15 protein-coding genes and 2 tRNA genes are annotated in these 18750 nt (G+C 38.5%); 5 read left to right on the top strand and 12 right to left on the bottom strand.

Going from position 1 to position 18750, the window contains the following annotated elements; all coding sequences use genetic code 11:
* Positions 1–37: 37 nt before the first annotated feature.
* Positions 38–1069 carry a cytosolic protein gene (locus I6F65_RS12035; RefSeq protein WP_197113052.1) on the top strand — a complete coding sequence of 344 codons (1032 nt, stop codon included), beginning with the start codon at positions 38–40 and terminating at the stop codon, positions 1067–1069.
* Positions 1070–1091: 22 nt separating this feature from the next.
* Here the strand turns inward: I6F65_RS12035 and I6F65_RS12030 are convergent, their stop codons facing one another.
* Both I6F65_RS12030 and I6F65_RS12025 read right to left on the bottom strand, forming a co-directional pair.
* Positions 1092–1289 (bottom strand): PLDc N-terminal domain-containing protein, encoded by a 198-nt coding sequence (locus I6F65_RS12030; protein WP_024613006.1) that lies wholly within the window; start codon positions 1287–1289, stop codon positions 1092–1094.
* The gene (locus tag I6F65_RS12025) at positions 1289–2356 is read right to left on the bottom strand and encodes a potassium channel family protein (RefSeq protein ID WP_024613005.1); all 1068 of its coding nucleotides are present in this window, start codon (positions 2354–2356) and stop codon (positions 1289–1291) included. Before I6F65_RS12025 ends, I6F65_RS12030 begins: the two co-directional genes overlap by 1 nt.
* 168 nt (positions 2357–2524) lie before the next feature.
* On the opposite strand from I6F65_RS12025, the gene I6F65_RS12020 reads away from it, so the two are divergent.
* Positions 2525–3838 carry a short-chain fatty acid transporter gene (locus I6F65_RS12020; protein WP_197113050.1) on the top strand — a complete coding sequence of 438 codons (1314 nt, stop codon included), beginning with the start codon at positions 2525–2527 and terminating at the stop codon, positions 3836–3838.
* 36 nt (positions 3839–3874) lie between these two features.
* On the opposite strand, the gene I6F65_RS12015 is transcribed toward I6F65_RS12020, so the two are convergent.
* From I6F65_RS12015 to I6F65_RS11995, 5 genes are all read right to left on the bottom strand, one after another.
* Positions 3875–4618 carry a CPBP family intramembrane glutamic endopeptidase gene (locus I6F65_RS12015; RefSeq protein ID WP_231613166.1) on the bottom strand — a complete coding sequence of 248 codons (744 nt, stop codon included), beginning with the start codon at positions 4616–4618 and terminating at the stop codon, positions 3875–3877.
* A 17-nt stretch (positions 4619–4635) separates the two neighbouring features.
* Entirely contained in the window at positions 4636–6801 is a 2166-nt protein-coding gene (locus tag I6F65_RS12010) for a peptidase domain-containing ABC transporter (protein ID WP_197113048.1), read from the bottom strand.
* A gap of 265 nt (positions 6802–7066) precedes the next feature.
* Positions 7067–7204: a hypothetical protein gene (locus I6F65_RS12005; RefSeq protein ID WP_197113046.1), complete on the bottom strand. Its 138-nt coding sequence runs from the start codon at positions 7202–7204 to the stop codon at positions 7067–7069.
* A 234-nt stretch (positions 7205–7438) separates the two neighbouring features.
* Positions 7439–8680, bottom strand: coding sequence for an HlyD family efflux transporter periplasmic adaptor subunit (locus I6F65_RS12000; RefSeq protein WP_197113044.1), 1242 nt, complete (start codon positions 8678–8680; stop codon positions 7439–7441).
* Positions 8681–8827: 147 nt separating this feature from the next.
* Entirely contained in the window at positions 8828–9844 is a 1017-nt protein-coding gene (locus tag I6F65_RS11995) for a metalloprotease (RefSeq protein ID WP_197113042.1), read from the bottom strand.
* 166 nt (positions 9845–10010) lie between these two features.
* On the opposite strand from I6F65_RS11995, the gene I6F65_RS11990 reads away from it, so the two are divergent.
* A complete protein-coding gene (locus I6F65_RS11990) occupies positions 10011–11222 on the top strand; it encodes an EAL domain-containing protein (RefSeq protein ID WP_166109393.1) in 1212 nt (403 codons plus the stop codon).
* A gap of 33 nt (positions 11223–11255) precedes the next feature.
* Here the strand turns inward: I6F65_RS11990 and I6F65_RS11985 are convergent, their stop codons facing one another.
* On the bottom strand, positions 11256–12332 hold the full coding sequence (locus I6F65_RS11985) for a hemolysin family protein (protein WP_166109394.1): 1077 nt from the start codon (positions 12330–12332) through the stop codon (positions 11256–11258).
* An 81-nt stretch (positions 12333–12413) separates the two neighbouring features.
* Here I6F65_RS11985 and I6F65_RS11980 point away from each other — a divergent pair, with 81 nt between their 5' ends.
* Both I6F65_RS11980 and I6F65_RS11975 read left to right on the top strand, forming a co-directional pair.
* On the top strand, positions 12414–14909 hold the full coding sequence (locus I6F65_RS11980) for a S9 family peptidase (protein WP_166109395.1): 2496 nt from the start codon (positions 12414–12416) through the stop codon (positions 14907–14909).
* A 202-nt stretch (positions 14910–15111) separates the two neighbouring features.
* Complete coding sequence (locus tag I6F65_RS11975; RefSeq protein ID WP_024611310.1) at positions 15112–15816, top strand: response regulator transcription factor; 705 nt, start codon at positions 15112–15114, stop codon at positions 15814–15816.
* On the opposite strand, the gene I6F65_RS11970 is transcribed toward I6F65_RS11975, so the two are convergent.
* From I6F65_RS11970 to I6F65_RS11955, 4 genes are all read right to left on the bottom strand, one after another.
* Positions 15813–17324: a YifB family Mg chelatase-like AAA ATPase gene (locus I6F65_RS11970; RefSeq protein ID WP_197113040.1), complete on the bottom strand. Its 1512-nt coding sequence runs from the start codon at positions 17322–17324 to the stop codon at positions 15813–15815. The genes I6F65_RS11975 and I6F65_RS11970 overlap by 4 nt on opposite strands.
* A gap of 34 nt (positions 17325–17358) precedes the next feature.
* Positions 17359–17973 carry a trimeric intracellular cation channel family protein gene (locus tag I6F65_RS11965; RefSeq protein ID WP_166115073.1) on the bottom strand — a complete coding sequence of 205 codons (615 nt, stop codon included), beginning with the start codon at positions 17971–17973 and terminating at the stop codon, positions 17359–17361.
* 559 nt (positions 17974–18532) lie between these two features.
* Positions 18533–18609: transfer RNA gene (locus I6F65_RS11960), tRNA-Met, on the bottom strand.
* A gap of 62 nt (positions 18610–18671) precedes the next feature.
* Positions 18672–18748: transfer RNA gene (locus tag I6F65_RS11955), tRNA-Met, on the bottom strand.
* Between the last annotated feature and the right edge of the window lie 2 nt (positions 18749–18750).

The raw sequence follows: 18750 nt of genomic DNA, 5'->3' as shown, positions 1-18750 counted from the left end.
TTGATATGATCTATGCTGACTTATAGCTGGAGGATTAATGAAATTACTGTATTGGTTAGATGAATGGTTAGCTCTCCCGCGCAATGAGCAACAAACTCGATTACCCATGACGGGTAGTGATTTACTCGGCGATGTATTTGTTAAGTATGATTTTGTTGACGTTAATAAGCCCCTGCTTTTTACCTTTTCACCCGCAGGTACTAACGTGCAAGAGCAAGATCTTCACCCTGATTTTGCACCATGGGGTTATCACTTAGCTCAAAAACAAAACGTAAACGTAATCGCTTTTCAGCATTTAGGTAAAAGTAACTGGTTTCGTAATCGTAATTTAATCTTTTTTCTCGAGCAGTTATCAACATTACTTACGCCGTTTAATTGTCGACTAGGCTATGGCTTAAGCCGTGGCGGATTTGCTGTTGGCGCTTTTGCTAAACTATTAAGGCTAAACCAAGTACTGTTCTTTCATCCGGTAAGTACTAAAAATAAAGAATTAGTACCGTGGGATGACCGCTCTAGTACCGATATAGCTCAGCAGTTTGACTGGCAACAAGATTATCACGATCTAGATTTAGGAGATGCCCAAGGCTATATTATTTACGATCCTACTAATCGTATAGACCGAATGCACGCCAAGCGCTATAAGCAGTTAACTCACTTGCGAGTATTTGGTATGGGACATGGCACACACGCTACATATTTGAATAAGTTTGGGTTTTATAAGCAAGTAGCCGTTGATTTCATTCAACATCAGCAAATCGATATTGCACAGTTTCGCCTGCAAACCAAAACCTTGCGGTTTAAAGAGGATTATTACAAACGACTCAATAAAGCCAATACAAATTCAGTGCATCGAAAAGAGTTACTCAGCAAAGCACATAATATTCTTATTGATGAAAAGAAAGTACATATACAAGAACATCAAAAAAAAATAGATATTCAGCCACTCATAGATGTTGCACTTAAGCACCAAGATGAACACCCTGCTGATGCAATTCAACTGCTTGAAGTTGCCCAAAAGCTTGTTCCAGGCGATCCGCTAATAGAGCATAAGTTAAAGCAATTAGAATAGGTATACAGGAGAAAGTAGTACGCTATTTTCTCTTTTTCTTTTTGTGTCCATGTTTTGGCACAATCAAAAAATATAAAAACAATCCCAGCCACGAAAAAAAAATAATGCCAATTAACCAGCCATTTTTTTCGTGGCCCTGAGTTCTTTTATTATTAAGTACAATAACAACAGGTAAAATGTACGCACTTAATACTATTATTAAAAATACAACTTCATTCATTATTTAACTAAGCTTTCCCAATCAACTTCATTTTTTAGTACGCGTTCAACCGAAATATAATGCAAAATATCACCTGCATTTATTTTGTAATCAAGCGCCGGATTTAAATCCATATTTTGCGCACTTAAGTCATGAGCTACACCTAATAATATTGCATCGTGATGTTGCTTAAAATGATGAAACAAAGTACCAAAATTCATTTCATTGGTATCTTTAGGAATTTCTAAACTAAATTGGGTATCGCCATGAAGTGTTGAAAGTAACTCTTCTTGCACACGGCTAGACCCAGGATCTTGCATTGAACGCACCAATATTTCTGCTGATTTAGCGCTGCTACATTCTACATTTTGACAATGCTCTAATAGCATATCTACTTTGGTTTCATCTAAAAAATGAGCACTTATATGACACTCTTCTTTTACTAAGCGGCTAATACGCAGTGCTGTAGTAAATGTTTGATCGTCGTCTTGACCATCAATAATAACCTTATCGGCACGACGAATAGCCACACGCTCTAGCTCACTTAAGTTTGTAAAGCTTGTTAAACGTGCAAAATCGACACTTTCATTCGTTAAAAAGGGGTGATCCATTTGCTCAGTTACCGCAAGTAAAATCCGGCGGTCAGTTCGCTTTGTATCAGCAAGAATGTAATCAATCATTTTTTTTGTTCTAGTATCGTGCCAACCAAAAATAATAATGTGATTGTTACTATGAGCAAAGTTTTTATCACCAGTCATAACGCGCCTAATTAAGTAAGTAACTGTTTGCCCTGCTTTTCCCAGCAGAACACCAAATAAAGCTAAACCAAATGGAATTTGTACTAATGCAACCACCCAACGACCAAGATCTGTAATAGGACTAAAATCCCCATAACCCACTGTTGATGTAGTTACTGTGTAATAGTAGAAAAAGGTGGTAAGCGAAGTGAGTGCTTGCTCATTTGCTATATATAACAATATCCACGTTAATAGCATATGAGTCAAAATAGCTAACGCCACTGCTTGCCAACTTAATTGATCGACGTGAGCTCGAAGAAGTAACGCTAGCCTTTTAAATATCAACGGCATAATACGAATCTTTGTTAGTAAATTATCTATAAACAGTACGTTACTGTAAGCGATGCTTTTAAGCAATGTTTAAGCTTTTAACCGCAAATATAAGACTAAATGCTGTTTGCCAATGGTGATTTTTCATGATTAATTAGCGTTAAAATAATAACCAAAACAGTTGTGCTTATGCTTAATAAAATAGCCCGCCCTTTTTCTAAAATTGTAGAGCGCTATCTTCCCGACCCTTTTATATTTGTAATTTTACTTACAATAATTACTCTTATTAGTGCGAGCTTATTTACAACCGCAACCAACATTGAAGTATTACAAGCGTGGGGAGGTGGATTTTGGAACTTATTAAGCTTTGCCATGCAAATGCTACTAGTGTTAATTACAGGCTATATGTTCGCAAGTACGCCACCTATAAGTAAGTTATTAGAAAAACTAGCAACATTTGCAAGCACCGCACCTAAAGCAATTATATTGGTAACGCTTATTTCACTTTTAGCGAGTTGGTTAAATTGGGGATTTGGTTTAGTTATTGGTGCTCTATTTGCCAAAGCAATTGCTACACATATCCGTGTTGATTATCGATTATTAGTAGCCAGCGCTTACTCAGGTTTTGTTGTATGGCATGGCGGATTAGCGGGTTCGATTCCTTTAACTATCGCAACCGAAGGTCACTTTTCAGAGGCCAGTATTGGTGTTATTAGTACAGAGCACACTTTATTTGCCGGTTTTAACATAGCCATATTAGTTGGTTTATTCATTATTATGCCGCTCGTTAATCGCTATATGCTGCCAAATGAGCAAGAAAGCGTATATATCGACCCAGCTCTTTTACAAGAGACAACACCTAAGCACACAACAATAACCAGACCCGCCCAACATTTAGAACAAAGTAAACTACTCGGTATGACAATTGGCTTATTAGGTTTGGCATATTTAGGCTATTACTTTTTTATTACTGGCGGAAACTTAAACCTTAATAGCGTTATTGCCGTATTTTTGTTTTTAACAATTACACTGCATCAAACACCCCATAATTTACTTAATAGCCTGCAACAAGCAATTCCAAGCGGGGCTGGCATTGTTATTCAATTCCCTTTTTATGCCGGCATCATGGCGGTAATGGTTGATAGCGGTTTAGCGCAGCAAATATCGCGTGGCTTTATTGCCGTAGCAGATGCCGATAGCTTGCCATTTTTTAGCTTTATAAGTGCGGGACTCGTTAATATGTTTGTTCCTTCTGGCGGTGGCCAATGGGCTGTACAAGCACCTATTGTAATACCCGCAGCGCAAGAACTGGGCGCCGATATATCTCGCGTTGCAATGGCCGTTGCATGGGGTGATGCATGGACTAATTTAATTCAACCTTTTTGGGCATTACCAGTCCTTGCTATCGCAGGCTTAAAAGCAAAAGATATTATGGGGTTTTGTGTTGTGCAGTTGTTTGTAACTGGGGTTTTTATATCCTTAATGTTGAGCTTTTATCCGTAACGAATAAGAATGATCCGTAGAGGGCTAATGTTACTTTTATAAAATAAGCTCACTAATCGCAAATAAATTAATTATCATATGGCCTAAAACACAATACCAAATGTTCCCCGTTAAGGAGCGAACCCCTCCCATAAAACAAGAAAATAAAAACAGCAGTACAAATATATTAACTTGATCATACTGACCATGTAAAAAAGCAAATATTAAGCTAGGAATTACTACAGCACCACTTACACCTAAAGCAGTCTGCTGTAACCTGTAAAACGCAACGCCTCTGAAAATCACCTCTTCAAAAATAGGAGCAATAACAACTACGGCGAAAAATAGTAGAGACTTGTCTAATAAATTATTTGTTTGTCCTTGCATTTCCAACATAAAATTAGGAGCTTCTACCATTAAGTGGTCAGCTAAATAATACTCTACTATCATATATGCAAAAGTGACTATTAATACATAAACTAAAGGACATATACGAACAGGCTGTACTGCCAGCCTCGCTATTATTAGTGTTCTCTCACTAGAGTATAATGAGTATTTCAGAAGCGGAATAATCAGTAATAACGAGATTAACAATACTATAAATGTAACATTGGGATTCGACTCAAATTGCTCAAAAGTACTGACATTATTAAGAACTAACGAACCTAAGCCAGTAATAAAAAAAATGAAAACCGCGACCATAGGGATGATTATTGAAAAGAAAGCTACCCAGCAGACAGTATAAAAAACTTGCTCTACAGTACCAATTGTTTCACTTTTCATCTTTTCATATTCTTTCATATTCTTTCATATAACCATTAAGCAGTATCTCTTGCTATTTCAGTAGTATTTAAACTGCCCGCTTGTAACTTATAAACGTTACCCGCCATATTAATAGTTTCTTGACGATGGGCAATCATAATCCGTGTGATGGGTAAGAGCTGAATTTGCTCACTTATTTTCGCTTCGTTGTCTTTATCTAAATGGCTAGTTGCTTCATCCATAAACAACACGCAGGGCGATTGATACAATGCGCGAGCAAGAAGTAAACGCTGTACTTGCCCGCCAGATAAGTTTGATCCCATATCACCCACTAATGAGTTATAGCCCATAGTCATTTTGGTAATATCATCATGAATAGCCGCATGACGAGCACACGTCTCTATTTTCAAGTAATTGGGCTGTGGGTCAAAAAAACTGATGTTATCGGCGATTGAGCCAGCTAACAATGTGTCATCCTGCATCACTGCAGCTATTTGTTTACGGTAGTTTTTAAGGCCAAGCTGGGTAATATCTTTGCCATCAAGCAACACCGTCCCTGAGGTTGGCTGTAATAACCCTAGCATTATTTTCATCAACGTAGTTTTACCCGCACCTGACGGACCCGTAATCGCAATCGAGTCACCGGAATTCAGCGTTAAATTAACATTATTTAAAATCGGCACTTGCTCTTCACTGTAACTAAAACAAATATTTTCGAGCGTAAGCTGACCTCTCACTTTACCTTCGTCATCACCTGTATAGACCATTTCACCGTCACGATTAGCTTCTTGTTTCGTGAGTGCTATATCTGCAATACGGTCTAAGTGTAAGCGCATTATTTTGAATTGAATAATTTGCTCAATTAAGTTGGCAAAGCGGCTGGTTAACTGGTTTTTATAAGCAATAAACGCCAGTACCATACCAACAGACAAGCTATTGCTCATAACTAGCAACGCAGCAAAGTAAATCACCAATACATTTTCAAGGCCAAATAACAGCTTATTAAATGAATCAAAACTTATATTTAATCGACCTAAGCGAATTTCACTATTTATTACCTCAGCATAACAGTTTTGCCAAATGCCTTGGCGCTGCGATTCATTACCAAACAATTTTATGGTTTGCACACCGCGAATGTTTTCTAAAAAGTTCGACTGCTCTTTGGCAGATGATTGAATCATTTCTTCAGTGGCTTGGTGTAGTGGACGATACAGTGCTAAGCGAACGATGGTATACAGCACGATTGCACCTACAACTATTGCAGTGAGCTTTAGCGAATAAACTAGCATCATAATCAAAACGGTAATAGCCATCACGCCATCGACCAGTGTTTCTACAAATCCTGTAGTTATGCGCTCCCGTATTTGTGCCAAGGAGCCAAAGCGCGACACAATATCGCCAACATGGCGCGACTCAAAATAATTCATCGGAAGGCGTAATAAATGCCTGAGCAAGTTCACGCCCATTTGCATATTCAAAAGGCTTGAAAGCCGTAAAATCAGCCAACTTCGTACAGCATTGGTTACCACCGAAATAATCGCAATCAGCGCAAAGCCCATAGCGAGTACCGTCAATAACGATTCATCAAAACTGATTAGTACTTCATCCACCACCCACTGCATATAATAAGGGGTCATCAAGGCAAATAGCTGCAATACCAGTGACAACGCAATCAGTTTTATTAACCCTACTTTTAAGCCCTTCATCGAGCTCCAAAGTTGGGTAAACTTCATCTGTGCTTGTTCATGTTTGGCTTCAAAATGACTGGTTGGAGTCAGCTCTAAACAAATGCCGGTAAAGTGCTTACTAAACTCATTACTATTTAAACTACGCTTACCAACAGCTGGGTCGTTAATAGCAAATTTAGTCTTTGCACCTTTGCCAGAGACTTTGGTCAATACCACAAAGTGATTCATATCCCAATGTAAAATACACGGAGTTTGTAGTTTATGGACTTCATCAATAGGGCATTGCAATGCACGACTGGCGAACCCCAAGCCATCACCAAGCTCAATCAGCTGCTGTAAGTTCATCCCCTTTAAATTAGCCGAAAAGCGCTTACGCATGGCTGGCATATCTAGCCTATGACCGTGATAGCTTGCCAGCATTGCCATAGAGGCTAGGCCGCATTCAGCTATTTCGGATTGAAGGATTAGAGGAACTGATCGTGATGTAGAAAAATTTATGCTGGTGTAGCTTTTCGTCTTATGCCTTTTTTGCATTTATAATTTTCCCAATATAATAAATGCACACCTTCATGAATACTAAAGCACTTAAAAATACAATTACTGAGACAATAAATGAATTCAAACCAAGTCCTCCAAAATAAACCTGAACAAGTATAAATGTAATAAGCAATGCACTTAACTCAACGATGACATCCAATCCCGCTTTCAACATATTACCCCTTAAAACCAAAAGTGAAGTAACTTTGATTCATAACCAATAAAGTGCTATGGCCACTTAGGGCCATAGCACTTTTTACAATTAAGGGCGCCAGCCACCTGATCCATATCTACCACCACCACCATATTCAGGGAGGTTATAAGCAATAAATTTTAAAACTTTTACCCAACGACTACCACCATTCACTTCTTTAATTTCTTTTACGTTTAATTCACGCATAATGTTATACTCCATATATCCGATGCTTTTTAGTTAAGTCATCGGTTTGTTAATGTGCTCAACCATTATCATAAAGGTGAGCGGTTAATAGGCTGGCTTTAGTTGTGCTCGCTAAAGTTTGACTAAAGTCAGCCACTCTATTCTCTGCTTAATATTACTTATTACAGCAAATTAAACAGATGAATTTCTTCTTATTATCGAAATAAATCCCGTTCTACAACCCACACATTGCGATTAACTCACACGCCCTTTTAGGCTATACAGCGGCTCAAGCAGCCATTCAATTAGTGTGCGTTGCTCTAGCATAATATCCGCCTCAAATAACATACCGCTTTTTAGCTCAAACGCTTTACCATAAGCCTGCATTTGTTGCTGGCTGAGTGTTGCTCGCAGGCGGTACACCGGCTCTTGCAGTGCAATGGGCAAGCGTATTTCATTTGGGGTAATGAGTGCCTTATCAATCCGGCTAATTTTACTGTTAATAAAACCAAAATGTTGATAAGGGAAGGCATCAAAACGCAAGCGCGTATCGTTACCAAGCGCAATAAACCCTGCTGAGCGTGTAGGTAATAGTAATTCAGCCACCAACTCGGAACCTTCGGGAATAATATGTAACAGTGGTTTGGCTTGGGTAAGTGTTTCGCCTTCAACCACTTGGATGCCAGTAACAACACCGCTGTTACTGGCTGTTATGGTATATTGATAGTTACTTTTAATTTGTGTGAGCTGGTTTTGAATATCCGCTTGTTGGCGTTTAAGACTATTTATACGCAACGTATACTGCTGGGGCACGTTGGCAATATTAAAGCTAAGTTGACTTAATTGGTTTTCTTGCTGCATCAGCAAGCGCGCTAGGTTTTGTTTTTCTTGCTTAGCATCTAACAGGGCTTGCTGTTGTTGCTCACGCTCAATATTTGATAAAAAGCCATTTTTATTAAGTTGATTTAGGTTGCTTTGTTGGCGGTTAAGTAGCCCTAATTTTTCATCAGCTAGAGCTAGTTGACTTTGTAATGCAGCTTGCTCATTAGTAAGTGCATGTTTTTGCGCTTGCAAGTTAAGTGATTCTTGCTTTTGTAGGGTAAGGTTTTGTGTTATTTCGTCATTAAGCAGTAGTATTTGCATACTTAGCTGCTCAACAAGTTGGGTACTCAAAGCTATGCCTTGGCTGTTATTTTGCTGCACAATGATGGTCGCCAACGGCTGACCTTTAGTAACGGCATCACCTTCTTGTACAAATAGCTGCTCAATCATACCACCTTGATTAGCAAAGCTCTGGATCACCCCTTTGCTGGGCATTAAAAAACCGCGCACGGTTTCTTTACGAGAGTATTCAGCGGTGAATAAAAAGGTAATAACTGCGATAGCCACACAAGCTAAAATAAACACAGTTAATTTTATTGATAGTGGTTGTGCGAGGGTTATAGACCCCGTTAAACGCTCACTTTGCTGAGCGACAGCTTCCTTTCTAAATAACATCCCTGAACACCCTGATATCGGTAAATTACATCTTAAGTTACAAAAAAACAACAATAAAAACACAAAAACCTTTAAAAACAGCAAAAAGCGAACAAAAAAACAGCAGGCTGCGCATTTTTCAAACTTATTATGTTTTTTCTTTTGTCGTTAACTCGATAAAATTGTCATCGGCAGACTTAAAATTGGATTTTCTGAATCGGCAAAATGCATCATTACGGCTACATGCCCAGCGACTACAATGGCGTACATAACCGCTGAAAAGCCTTGGCCATATTTATCTAGCGGCATTAAATGTGAGTAGTGACGGCCTCGCCATTCAAATACAATTTCCAGCGCACCTACAAACAAAAAGAACACCAGTAACGTTAAGCCAAACGTGTAACTTAACCATAAACCAAATAGCACACCTAGCAAGCATACGCTTAAGCCAATCCATGAACGCATTGAAAAGCTGATACTTTTTAATACATGTCCACCATCAAGCGGTAAAATAGGTAGCAGGTTAAACAAATTCAGTAATGCACTAAGAACCGCAACACCTGCAAATATTTCCATCTCGGTGGCGTAATACAAAACCACACCTAATACCGAGGTAATTAAACCAAATGCAGGTCCCATTAGTGATATAACTACATCTTGCCAACGAGTCGTTATTTTGTCATCACTTACAGCAAGCCCGCCAACAAATGGGATTAGATAAATGCCCTTCGTTTTGATACCAAAATACTTCATTGCTCGCACATGACCGTATTCATGTACAACTAAACAAGCAATTAGCATTAACGCAAACTCAATACTAAACAACCACGCGTAACCCGCAACAGAAGCCCCTGCAAGTACTACTTTAATTACCTTCGCACTTTTAAAAAGCTTAAAGCCTAATGCAGCCAGACCTAAAAAGCCTTTTTTAGGTGACCCATTTGTAGTTGCTGGTAGCGCAAGCTGTGTTGCAAATTGCTCATCCAAAAAAAGCGAAATACTTTGCTCTTCCGCCGCTCCAGTATCAATACCAATTACTTTGTTGTCGTGAGTAAACTGATAATAGTTTTCACGAGGGTTATCAAACGTAATGGCTTGTTGTGCATGAAATACCTGCACAATTTTTTGCCCAGACACCATAAGTGAAAATGGTTGTTCAGCTAAAGTAAGATCTATTCTTATCATAATTAAGACCGTTTAAAACAATGGCGCTAGTATACCTTCTCAGCTAAAAAAAACGAGTAACGATAAATAATAACAATTTTAAAATTAAAGTTTTTTAATACTGACAAAAACGATCAAAACTACTACTTTTATAGTAACCACATGCAATACATTAAAAGAGGTCAGAGTGAATAAAATAGTACCTAATATTTTAGTAGTTGACGATTCAAAAGCTATTCTGATAGTTATGGAGGCTATACTCAACGAATTAAATATGTCTGAAACTATAATTACATGCCTCAGTGCTGCAAAAGCGCTCGAAAAAGTTAAAATGGATATAAACTACTTTGATGCTATTTTTACCGATCTAAACATGCCTGATATGGATGGTATGGAATTAATACGTCACCTCGGAGCATTACATTATCAAGGTGCTATTGTTATTATTTCTGAAATGGAACATAAGGTTATTAACTTAGCAGCAAACCTTGCTAAGCAACATAATGCCCACCTCATTGGCAATATAACAAAACCGATCCAGTTATCTCAAGTAAGTGCCTTACTTACCAAAGTAGCGCAATTTAACTGTCATACTTTAATTAGAGAGCCTGCAATTTCTAAAGAGGAGCTAATCAGCGCGCTAGAGAATGACGAAATCACCCCTTTTTATCAGCCCAAAGTAAACGTTAACAACAATAAAATAGAAAGCGTAGAAGTACTCGCCCGTATAGTCTCAAATAAAGATGGGAGTGTTATTTCACCAAATCGCTTTATTAGCCTTGCTGAGCAACATGATTTAATTAACCAAATTTCATTTTCTCTCTTTAAGAAAGCCACTAGCGATTTTAGTAATATAAAAACACAGCTTGGAAACGATTTCAAACTAGCCTTTAACTTATCGTCTATTCAACTTGATGATTTAAACTGCCCTAATAAATTATTACTCATACTGGAAGAAAACAAGCTTACACCTAGCAATATAATTATTGAAATAACAGAGCAACATGCACTTTCTAGCCTCACTCAGTTGGAAACTTTAAACAGGTTAAGAATGCATGGATTTGGATTATCATTAGATGATTTTGGTGTTGGTTTTACTAATATGAATCAACTTAAAAGCCTGCCCTTTACGGAAATAAAAATAGACCGTTCACTCATTAGTAATATAGATACTGATTTATTCTCTCAGGTAGTTGTTAGCTCATTAATTAATATTACAAGCGGAGAGCATCTAGATTTAGTCGCTGAAGGCGTTGAGCGACTAGAAGAGCTTGCTTACTTAAAACACTATCGAAGAAATTTAGCTATTCAAGGCTTTTTATTTAGCTGCCCTAAGCCAAAAAATGAATTTATATGTTGGGCCAAAGACTGGATTAAAGCCGACAAGAGCCCCTCTTAAAAAGTGAACTTAATAACTTCATAGGTTATTTAACTAGTTACCATTTTGGGGAGCCTTGTCTTCTTCACAAACTATATGCTCACTATTAGCTAAGCGTTTACGCCAACGCTGCCTTGCTACTGCGCGCATATTAGTAGATTGATCTCGCTCATCTACAATTTCTAACCCCATTAGCGCTTCAATCATATCTTCTAACGTTACGATACCTTGTACATCGCCATACTCATCAACAACTAAGCATATATGCGTGCGTTTTGTTAAAAGTGTTTGCAGTAACGACGATACATTTTGAGAACTCGGCACCGTATAAATAGGCTTAATCAATTTGCTAATTTTATAGTCAGTACCCAGTCGATGAAATGCCAACATAATATCGTTTTTATGCACAAAACCTATTATATCGTCGGCGTCTTTATCAAATACAAGTATTCGAGAGAATGACGACGAGCCATGCTCATTTAAATACTGATTTACCGTTAAATCTTTGTGTATTTTAAAAATGACTGTTCGGGGAGTTATTAAATCGCATAGTTTTGCATGCTTAAAATGTAGAAGGTTACGGATAATATCTGATTCATCTTGATGCAAAGCGCCTAATTCTGTGCCTATATCTGCCATTGCTTCTATTTCTTGACGGATATAGTACGCCTCATCGTGTTTTGAACCCATTAAGTTTGTCAGCTTCTGCGCAAACCATACAAATGGCTTGAGTAAAATCACTAAAAAACGCAAAGCATAAGTAACACTTGGCGTTAAAGCTCGCCAGTAGTTTGCCCCTAATGTTTTTGGAATAATTTCAGATAGTACTAAAACGAGGAACGTCATAATGGCTGATGCAATACCCACAGCCGCATCTGAAAAAACCACGGCAGCTTGCGCGCCAACCCCAGCAGCACCAGCGGTGTGAGCCACAGTATTAAGCGTTAAAATAGCAGCTAAAGGCTGATCGATATTATTTTTAAGTTTTTCCAACTGCTGAGCAAGTAAAGGATGCTCCTTACGAAGTAATGCTACGTAGCTAGGTGATATGCTTAATAATACAGCCTCCATCACAGAACACAAAAATGAAATAACAATGGCAACCACCATATAAACAATCAGTAAAGTCACTTTATCTCCTCTATATTGGATATGTGAGCATGGTAACAATACATGCTATATTTGGCTAAATTATTAATAATAGGCTCAACAATGAAGTTTAGCGCACCTTGGTACAACCATAATAAATTGTTTAAACATGCCACAATCCTTTTAACCCTTAGTAGCTTAAGTTTTGCATCGATTGCTGCACCACTCGATAAATCAAAAGTTCAATTTATTGGCCCCTTAGCTGAGGACATGCAATTAAAGCCTTTTCAAACACCTCATGGCGATGCCATTGTTAATAATCTATTGCCACAACTTCAAGCAAACTCCAATGAGTTAACAATTTTTGGAAAAAAACAAAGCTGGCAGCCATTTAACAAAATTAATGCGCTTACGTTAGGCGGGCTTCAAGCACTTAAGTTTAATATTGAAACAACACGCTTTACACAAGGTACTCTTACCTTAAAAGGAATTGAGCAAGGCCAATTATTTATAAATGGTGAACTGCAAAAAAGTGATAAAAACAGCTACAAACTGGCTTTAACTAATAGCACTCACTCTGTTTTAATAGTAGCTCAGCAAGTAGCTAATTGGCACGACGTAACGCTTGATTTTACACCTAAAAGCGAGATTGATAAAATTACGCTTAGCACTTCACAAATAAAGCGTTTATCGGCAAAGCAATTATTTGATGCACCTACTATTAGCCAACTATCACTCGCACCTAATGCCAAGCAGTACGTTACTACCACGCGTACTTATAACGATAAAACACAAAACCAAGCAAATACAGTTACTGTCCTTAAAGACTCTGAAAATCAAACGGTTTATCGATTTGAAGCAGGTCAACCAAGTAATATTATTTGGAGCCCAGATAATCAGTTTTTAGTGTATTTATTAAATGGTGAGCTAAAACAGCTTAGCCGTAAAAACTTATCAATAAAAACACTAGCAGACGATTTAGAAGGTGCCAGTGGCTTCACATTTTATAACGACACGAGCCTTTTATTTAGTTGGTCTAAATCTCCAGAAACTACAGACAGCTTAACTAAACATTATAAAGGCTTACAAGATCGTTGGTCGTATGCCCGTAACACCAGCCAAATATATATACTAGACACTAAAAGCGGATTAGCAAAAGCACTCAGCCAAGGCCCTCTTTCTCATAGCCTTGAGGATTCAAATAGTAATCGTGGCAAAATATTAATGAGCCGCCCAGTAACGGTAATGCAGGCATCGACTCACCCAGAAACTGAATTAGTCGAACTAGATTTAAAATCAAACAAGGTTTTATCGCTAGGTAAATTTAAAACATTTAACCAGGCTAAATATACAAATAAAGATGTATACGTAGTTGCCGGACCAGATTTTAAAAATGGTACTGGCAGAGCCTTATCTAAAACAATGCTTGCTAATAACTACGATGGACAGCTGTACTTACTTACTGAAGGCGGCAAAAGCGTAAAGGCATTCAGTAAACAGTTCAACCCTGCTATTGGTATGCTTAAAGTATTAAGTAACGGCGATGCCCTTGTAAAAGTAACAGAGCAAGACACTCAACCACTTTATTTGTTTGATTTAAGTAAGCAGCGTTTTAAAAAGTTAAATACTGGCTTAGACATTGTTGAGCAATTTAGCTATTCGAACGATCGAAATACAGAAATTCTCGTAAGTGGCACTAGCGCCTTGGCACCTCAGCAATTAAAACGCCTTAACATAAGTAAAAATAAAACAGATCTATTATGGGATTCAAAACCTTATGCCTATGCAAATACACGCATGCCTACATTAGAAGAGTTTAATTTTAAAAATAAAAAGGGTATTGAAATAACAGGGCGTGTTTATATTCCAAGCAACCTAGATAAAACGAAAAAACACCCTGCTCTAGTTTATTACTATGGTGGTACTTCACCAGTTACTCGTGGCTTTACGGGTCGTTACCCATTTAATTTGTGGGCAGAAAACGGCTACGTTGTTTATGTGCTGCAACCTACGGGCGCAACTGGGTTTGGGCAAACATTTTCAGCGCAACATGTTAATGCATGGGGTGATTATACTGCCGATGATATAATTGAAGGTACTCAGGCATTTTTAAAAAAATATGATTACGTTGATAGTAAAAAAATTGGGAATTTAGGCGCTTCATACGGTGGTTTTATGACCATGCTACTGGCAACCAAAACCGATATGTTTAGTGCCTCAATTGCTCATGCAGGTATTTCTAATATTACCTCGTATTGGGGCGAAGGTTGGTGGGGTTACTTATATTCTGGTGAAGCATCTAAAAATAGCTTTCCGTGGAATAATCCTGAGCTTTACAGCCAGCATAGCCCAGTATTTCATGCCGATAAAGTAACAACACCTATGCTACTTCTTCATGGTGATAGCGATACTAATGTACCCGTTGGCGAAAGCTTAACAATGTACACTGCGCTTAAATTACTTAATAAAGATGTAGAGTTAATTGAGTACAAAGGTGCCGACCACCAAATTTTTGCACGTGATAAACGATTTGATTGGTGGAATACCATGTTAGCGTACTTTGATAAAAAGCTAAAAGACGAGCCTCAATGGTGGAACTCAATGTATTCAGATAACTAATATTAGTTGTTATTTAAAATAGCGGATTACTATTAATATCTTAATTAGCACCTTTTAATTAGTTTAAAGGTGCTAACCTCTCCTGTTATAACATCTTGTATGCCTTTGAAATATTAAGTAACTTAAAACTCACAAACACTCTTCTCAGCATTTACCTAATGGTGCTACCATATAGAACTATAAGCATTCAAAATAAAGTACTATGGCTATTAATGTTTTATTGGTTGAAGACGATGAACTACTCGTTAAACGCATCCAAAATCACTTCTCAGATACAGAATTTACCATTGAGGTAGACCCAACTGGCGCTGATGCTCTTAGCATTGTAAGGCAGCGAGTAAACCTACACGGTGTTATATCACTAGCCATAATTGACATTGTTTTGCCAAAGCGCGATGGACTTCAGCTTGCAAAAGAATTAAACACACTTACTGATATTGGCGTTATTGTATTATCGAGTCGTGACTCCCAAGCTGATCGTATTGCAGGCCTTGCACAAGGTGCTGATGACTACATTTGTAAACCCGTCGACTTACTTGAACTAGAACTACGCATGCGCGCACTTTATAAGCGTGTAGCGGTTACTCAAGACGATGATGAAAGCGAAGAGTTTATAGAATACGCAGACTTTAAGCTTCACCCCGATAACCGCACATTAATTACCGCTTCAGGTGTTGAATCACGCTTAACTGAAGCTGAGCATAAAGTGCTTATTTGTCTGATTAGTAATGCAGGCAAAGCCACATCCCGCGAAAAAATATCAGAAGAAATCGGTCAGCCAGATTGGAGCCCTAACGATCGCACTGTTGATGTACTTATTGGTCGTTTACGTAAAAAATTAAACGATGAGAAAGATCAAAAACGCATTGTTACCGTTCGCGGTAAAGGGTATATGCTCTCTATTTAATATTTAGTTAATTGCGCAATAAGGCGCTCAAATGCACGGTAATTAAGTGCCTCCTTGAGTTCATTTAAACTAATATTTTCAGCCCCTTTTAAATCACTAATAGTACGCGCCACCTTAATTACTCTATGGTAAGAGCGTGGCGATAAAGATAATTTCTCACTCGCTCTGGCTAAAAACTGTAATTCTGCAGACGCAAGAACACAATGCACACTCATTTCTTTATTATTAAGCCTCGCATTAACCTTACCTTGGCGTTTTAGCTGTAGGTAATAAGCCGCTTCAACTCTTGCTCTAACCTCAGCACTACTTTCCTCAGGCTGAGTACTTTGTAGTTCAACACTTGTTAAGCGAGGTAGTTCTATTTGCAAATCAATACGGTCAATAAAAGGTCCTGATACTCGCGACAGATAGCGCATAACTTGATCGGGAGTTGCCCGCTTATCAGTATGGCTCCCTGTAGGACTTGGGTTTAATGCAGTTATAAGTTGAAACTGCGCTGGAAACTCCATTTGCCTTGCAGCACGCGAAATGGTCACAGTGCCGGTCTCCATTGGTTCACGCAGCGAATCCAGTACCTTACGCTCAAACTCGGGTAATTCGTCCAAGAAAAGCACACCATTATGTGCCAACGAGATCTCACCGGGCTTGGGATTAGAAGAGCCACCAACCAAAGCAACTGCTGAACATGTATGGTGTGGATTACGAAATGGTCGTTGTCGCCAATTAGTTAAATCTATGGATTGGCCAATAATAGAGTAAAGCGCCGCTGTCGAAATAGCCTCATCATCCGACATGGTCGGCATTATGGTTGCCATGCGCTGGGCAAGCATTGATTTTCCCGTTCCAGGTGGACCTAAAAATAATAAATTATGTCCGCCAGCTGCGGCTATTTCTAATACTCGCTTTGCACCGGGCTGACCTTTAACATCGCTTAAATCGAGTAAAAAGTCAGGGGCTTGGGTACAATCAGGATATTCGACATTTAAAGGCAAGGGTTGTTGATTGAGTAAATCACCCCACACTTCTTGAATAGAGCTGACGGCTTTGCGTTTAACGCCATTAACTAAGCTTGCTAGGCTATCGTTTGCAAGAGGTAAAAAGCAGCAGCGATCTTGCTCTTTAGCAGCAAGTACCGAAGGTAAAATAGCATTTACACCACGCACCTCACCATTAAGAGCAAGTTCTCCGTAAAATTCATACTTATGAATGTCAGAGCACACAATTTGTCCTGAAGCGACTAAAATACCTACCGCAATAGCAAGATCAAAACGTCCACCATCTTTTGGTAAATCAGCAGGGGCTAAATTTACTGTTATTCGCTGATCAGGGAAGCCAAATTGAGAGTTTTCAAGTGCGCTACGCACTCTGTCTTTTGATTCTTTAACGGACGCTTCAGGGAGGCCTACAATATGAAAAGCAGGTAAACCATTTCCTAGGTGAACTTCTACAATAACTTCGGGGGCGTTTATTCCCACCTGAGCACGAGAAAATATACGAGCTAACGACATTCCTTATCCTAGTAAATGGTGTGATTACACCAGTCTAGTCAGGATATTTAAAAATGTGTAATGTGATCTGCCATTTTATCGCAGCTAAACGAAGCAACAGGGTCATTAGCATGCCTAATACCATTGCCATTTCAGTGACTAACGAAAAGCCTATACTTAGCGTGTAAACAGTACCACCAGCAATGCAGGTAATAGCGTAAAGCTCGCCTTTTAATAGCATAGGAATTTCGCGGGCAAGTACGTCTCGAATTAATCCACCAAAGCAGCCTGTAATTACAGCCATAATTACAGCTGTCATATCTGGCATACCAGCAAGTTGCGCTTTTTGTGCCCCCATTACGGCAAAAAAAGCCAAACCAAATGCATCGGCTGTTTGTAAAATATAATGAGGTATTGGTTTTTGCTTATTTATAAGACGTACGGTGACAAATACAGAAGCAAGTATTGCAAAAAAGTAACTTTGGTCGTGCAACCAAAAAACAGGAACATCTAAAATAAGATCGCGTACTGTACCACCACCAATGGCAGTTACCGTCGCTAAAACGACGACACCAAAACCATCCATTTTTTTCTCGTACGCTAACAAAGTGCCCGATACAGCAAATACCGCAATACCTATTAAATCAAACCAGTGATAAAGTTCTGTCATGTGTATTATTACTTAAAATATTTTAACCGTTTTAACATAAAACACTCTTTTTAAAAAATAAGTTATTTGTAAAACGTCATAGGTATTAGAGGGAAGTCATTAAATAAAGCAGAATATAAGGTATTTTACCAAATTCCAGACGCAAAAAATCACTCAATGAAGAGTGTTATTTTGTTTTAACTTTAAATATTTAATTTCAGTGGTTGTGGGAGCTTGAGTTTGTAAAAAGCGAACCGACGACCTTCGCTTACTTGTGCAAAGTATTTTGCGCAGTAACGGTAAGTTTAAATTCATAAGAATTCACCAAATTCCAGACGCAAAAAATCACTCAATTAAGAGTGTTATTTTGTTTAACTTTAAATATTTAATTTCAGTGGTTGCGGGAGCTTGAGTTTGTAAAAAGCGAACCGACGACCTTCGCTTACTTGTGCAAAGTATTTTGCGCAGTAACGGTGAGTTTAAATTCATAAGAATTTACCAAATTCCAGACGCAAAAAATCACTCAATGAAGAGTGTTATTTTGTTTTTAATTTTTAGATATTTAAGTATTTAATTTCAGTGGTTGCGGGAGCCGGATTTGAACCGACGACCTTCGGGTTATGAGCCCGACGAGCTACCAGACTGCTCCATCCCGCGCCTGAAATTTGTATGCTTGTTTAAAGTTGCCTACATTACAACTTGGCTTCCAATTAAAGAATTGGTTGCGGGAGCCGGATTTGAACCGACGACCTTCGGGTTATGAGCCCGACGAGCTACCAGACTGCTCCATCCCGCGCC

The organism is Pseudoalteromonas sp. SWXJZ94C (assembly GCF_015864385.1).
Classification (GTDB): domain Bacteria; phylum Pseudomonadota; class Gammaproteobacteria; order Enterobacterales; family Alteromonadaceae; genus Pseudoalteromonas.
This window is presented reverse-complemented; position numbering and strand designations above follow the sequence as displayed.

What these genes read in the sequence shown, in the direction of transcription:
- I6F65_RS12000 (WP_197113044.1), bottom strand. Translation starts at nt 8,680, where the DNA reads ATGTTATTTAGAAAGGAAGCTGTCGCTCAGCAAAGTGAGCGTTTAACG.
- I6F65_RS12035 (WP_197113052.1), top strand. Translation starts at nt 38, where the DNA reads ATGAAATTACTGTATTGGTTAGATGAATGGTTAGCTCTCCCGCGCAAT.
- I6F65_RS12005 (WP_197113046.1), bottom strand. Translation starts at nt 7,204, where the DNA reads ATGCGTGAATTAAACGTAAAAGAAATTAAAGAAGTGAATGGTGGTAGT.
- I6F65_RS12015 (WP_231613166.1), bottom strand. Translation starts at nt 4,618, where the DNA reads ATGAAAGAATATGAAAAGATGAAAAGTGAAACAATTGGTACTGTAGAG.
- I6F65_RS11995 (WP_197113042.1), bottom strand. Translation starts at nt 9,844, where the DNA reads ATGATAAGAATAGATCTTACTTTAGCTGAACAACCATTTTCACTTATG.
- I6F65_RS12030 (WP_024613006.1), bottom strand. Translation starts at nt 1,289, where the DNA reads ATGAATGAAGTTGTATTTTTAATAATAGTATTAAGTGCGTACATTTTA.
- I6F65_RS11980 (WP_166109395.1), top strand. Translation starts at nt 12,414, where the DNA reads ATGAAGTTTAGCGCACCTTGGTACAACCATAATAAATTGTTTAAACAT.
- I6F65_RS12010 (WP_197113048.1), bottom strand. Translation starts at nt 6,801, where the DNA reads ATGCAAAAAAGGCATAAGACGAAAAGCTACACCAGCATAAATTTTTCT.
- I6F65_RS12020 (WP_197113050.1), top strand. Translation starts at nt 2,525, where the DNA reads ATGCTTAATAAAATAGCCCGCCCTTTTTCTAAAATTGTAGAGCGCTAT.
- I6F65_RS11975 (WP_024611310.1), top strand. Translation starts at nt 15,112, where the DNA reads ATGGCTATTAATGTTTTATTGGTTGAAGACGATGAACTACTCGTTAAA.
- I6F65_RS11970 (WP_197113040.1), bottom strand. Translation starts at nt 17,324, where the DNA reads ATGTCGTTAGCTCGTATATTTTCTCGTGCTCAGGTGGGAATAAACGCC.
- I6F65_RS11965 (WP_166115073.1), bottom strand. Translation starts at nt 17,973, where the DNA reads ATGACAGAACTTTATCACTGGTTTGATTTAATAGGTATTGCGGTATTT.
- I6F65_RS12025 (WP_024613005.1), bottom strand. Translation starts at nt 2,356, where the DNA reads ATGCCGTTGATATTTAAAAGGCTAGCGTTACTTCTTCGAGCTCACGTC.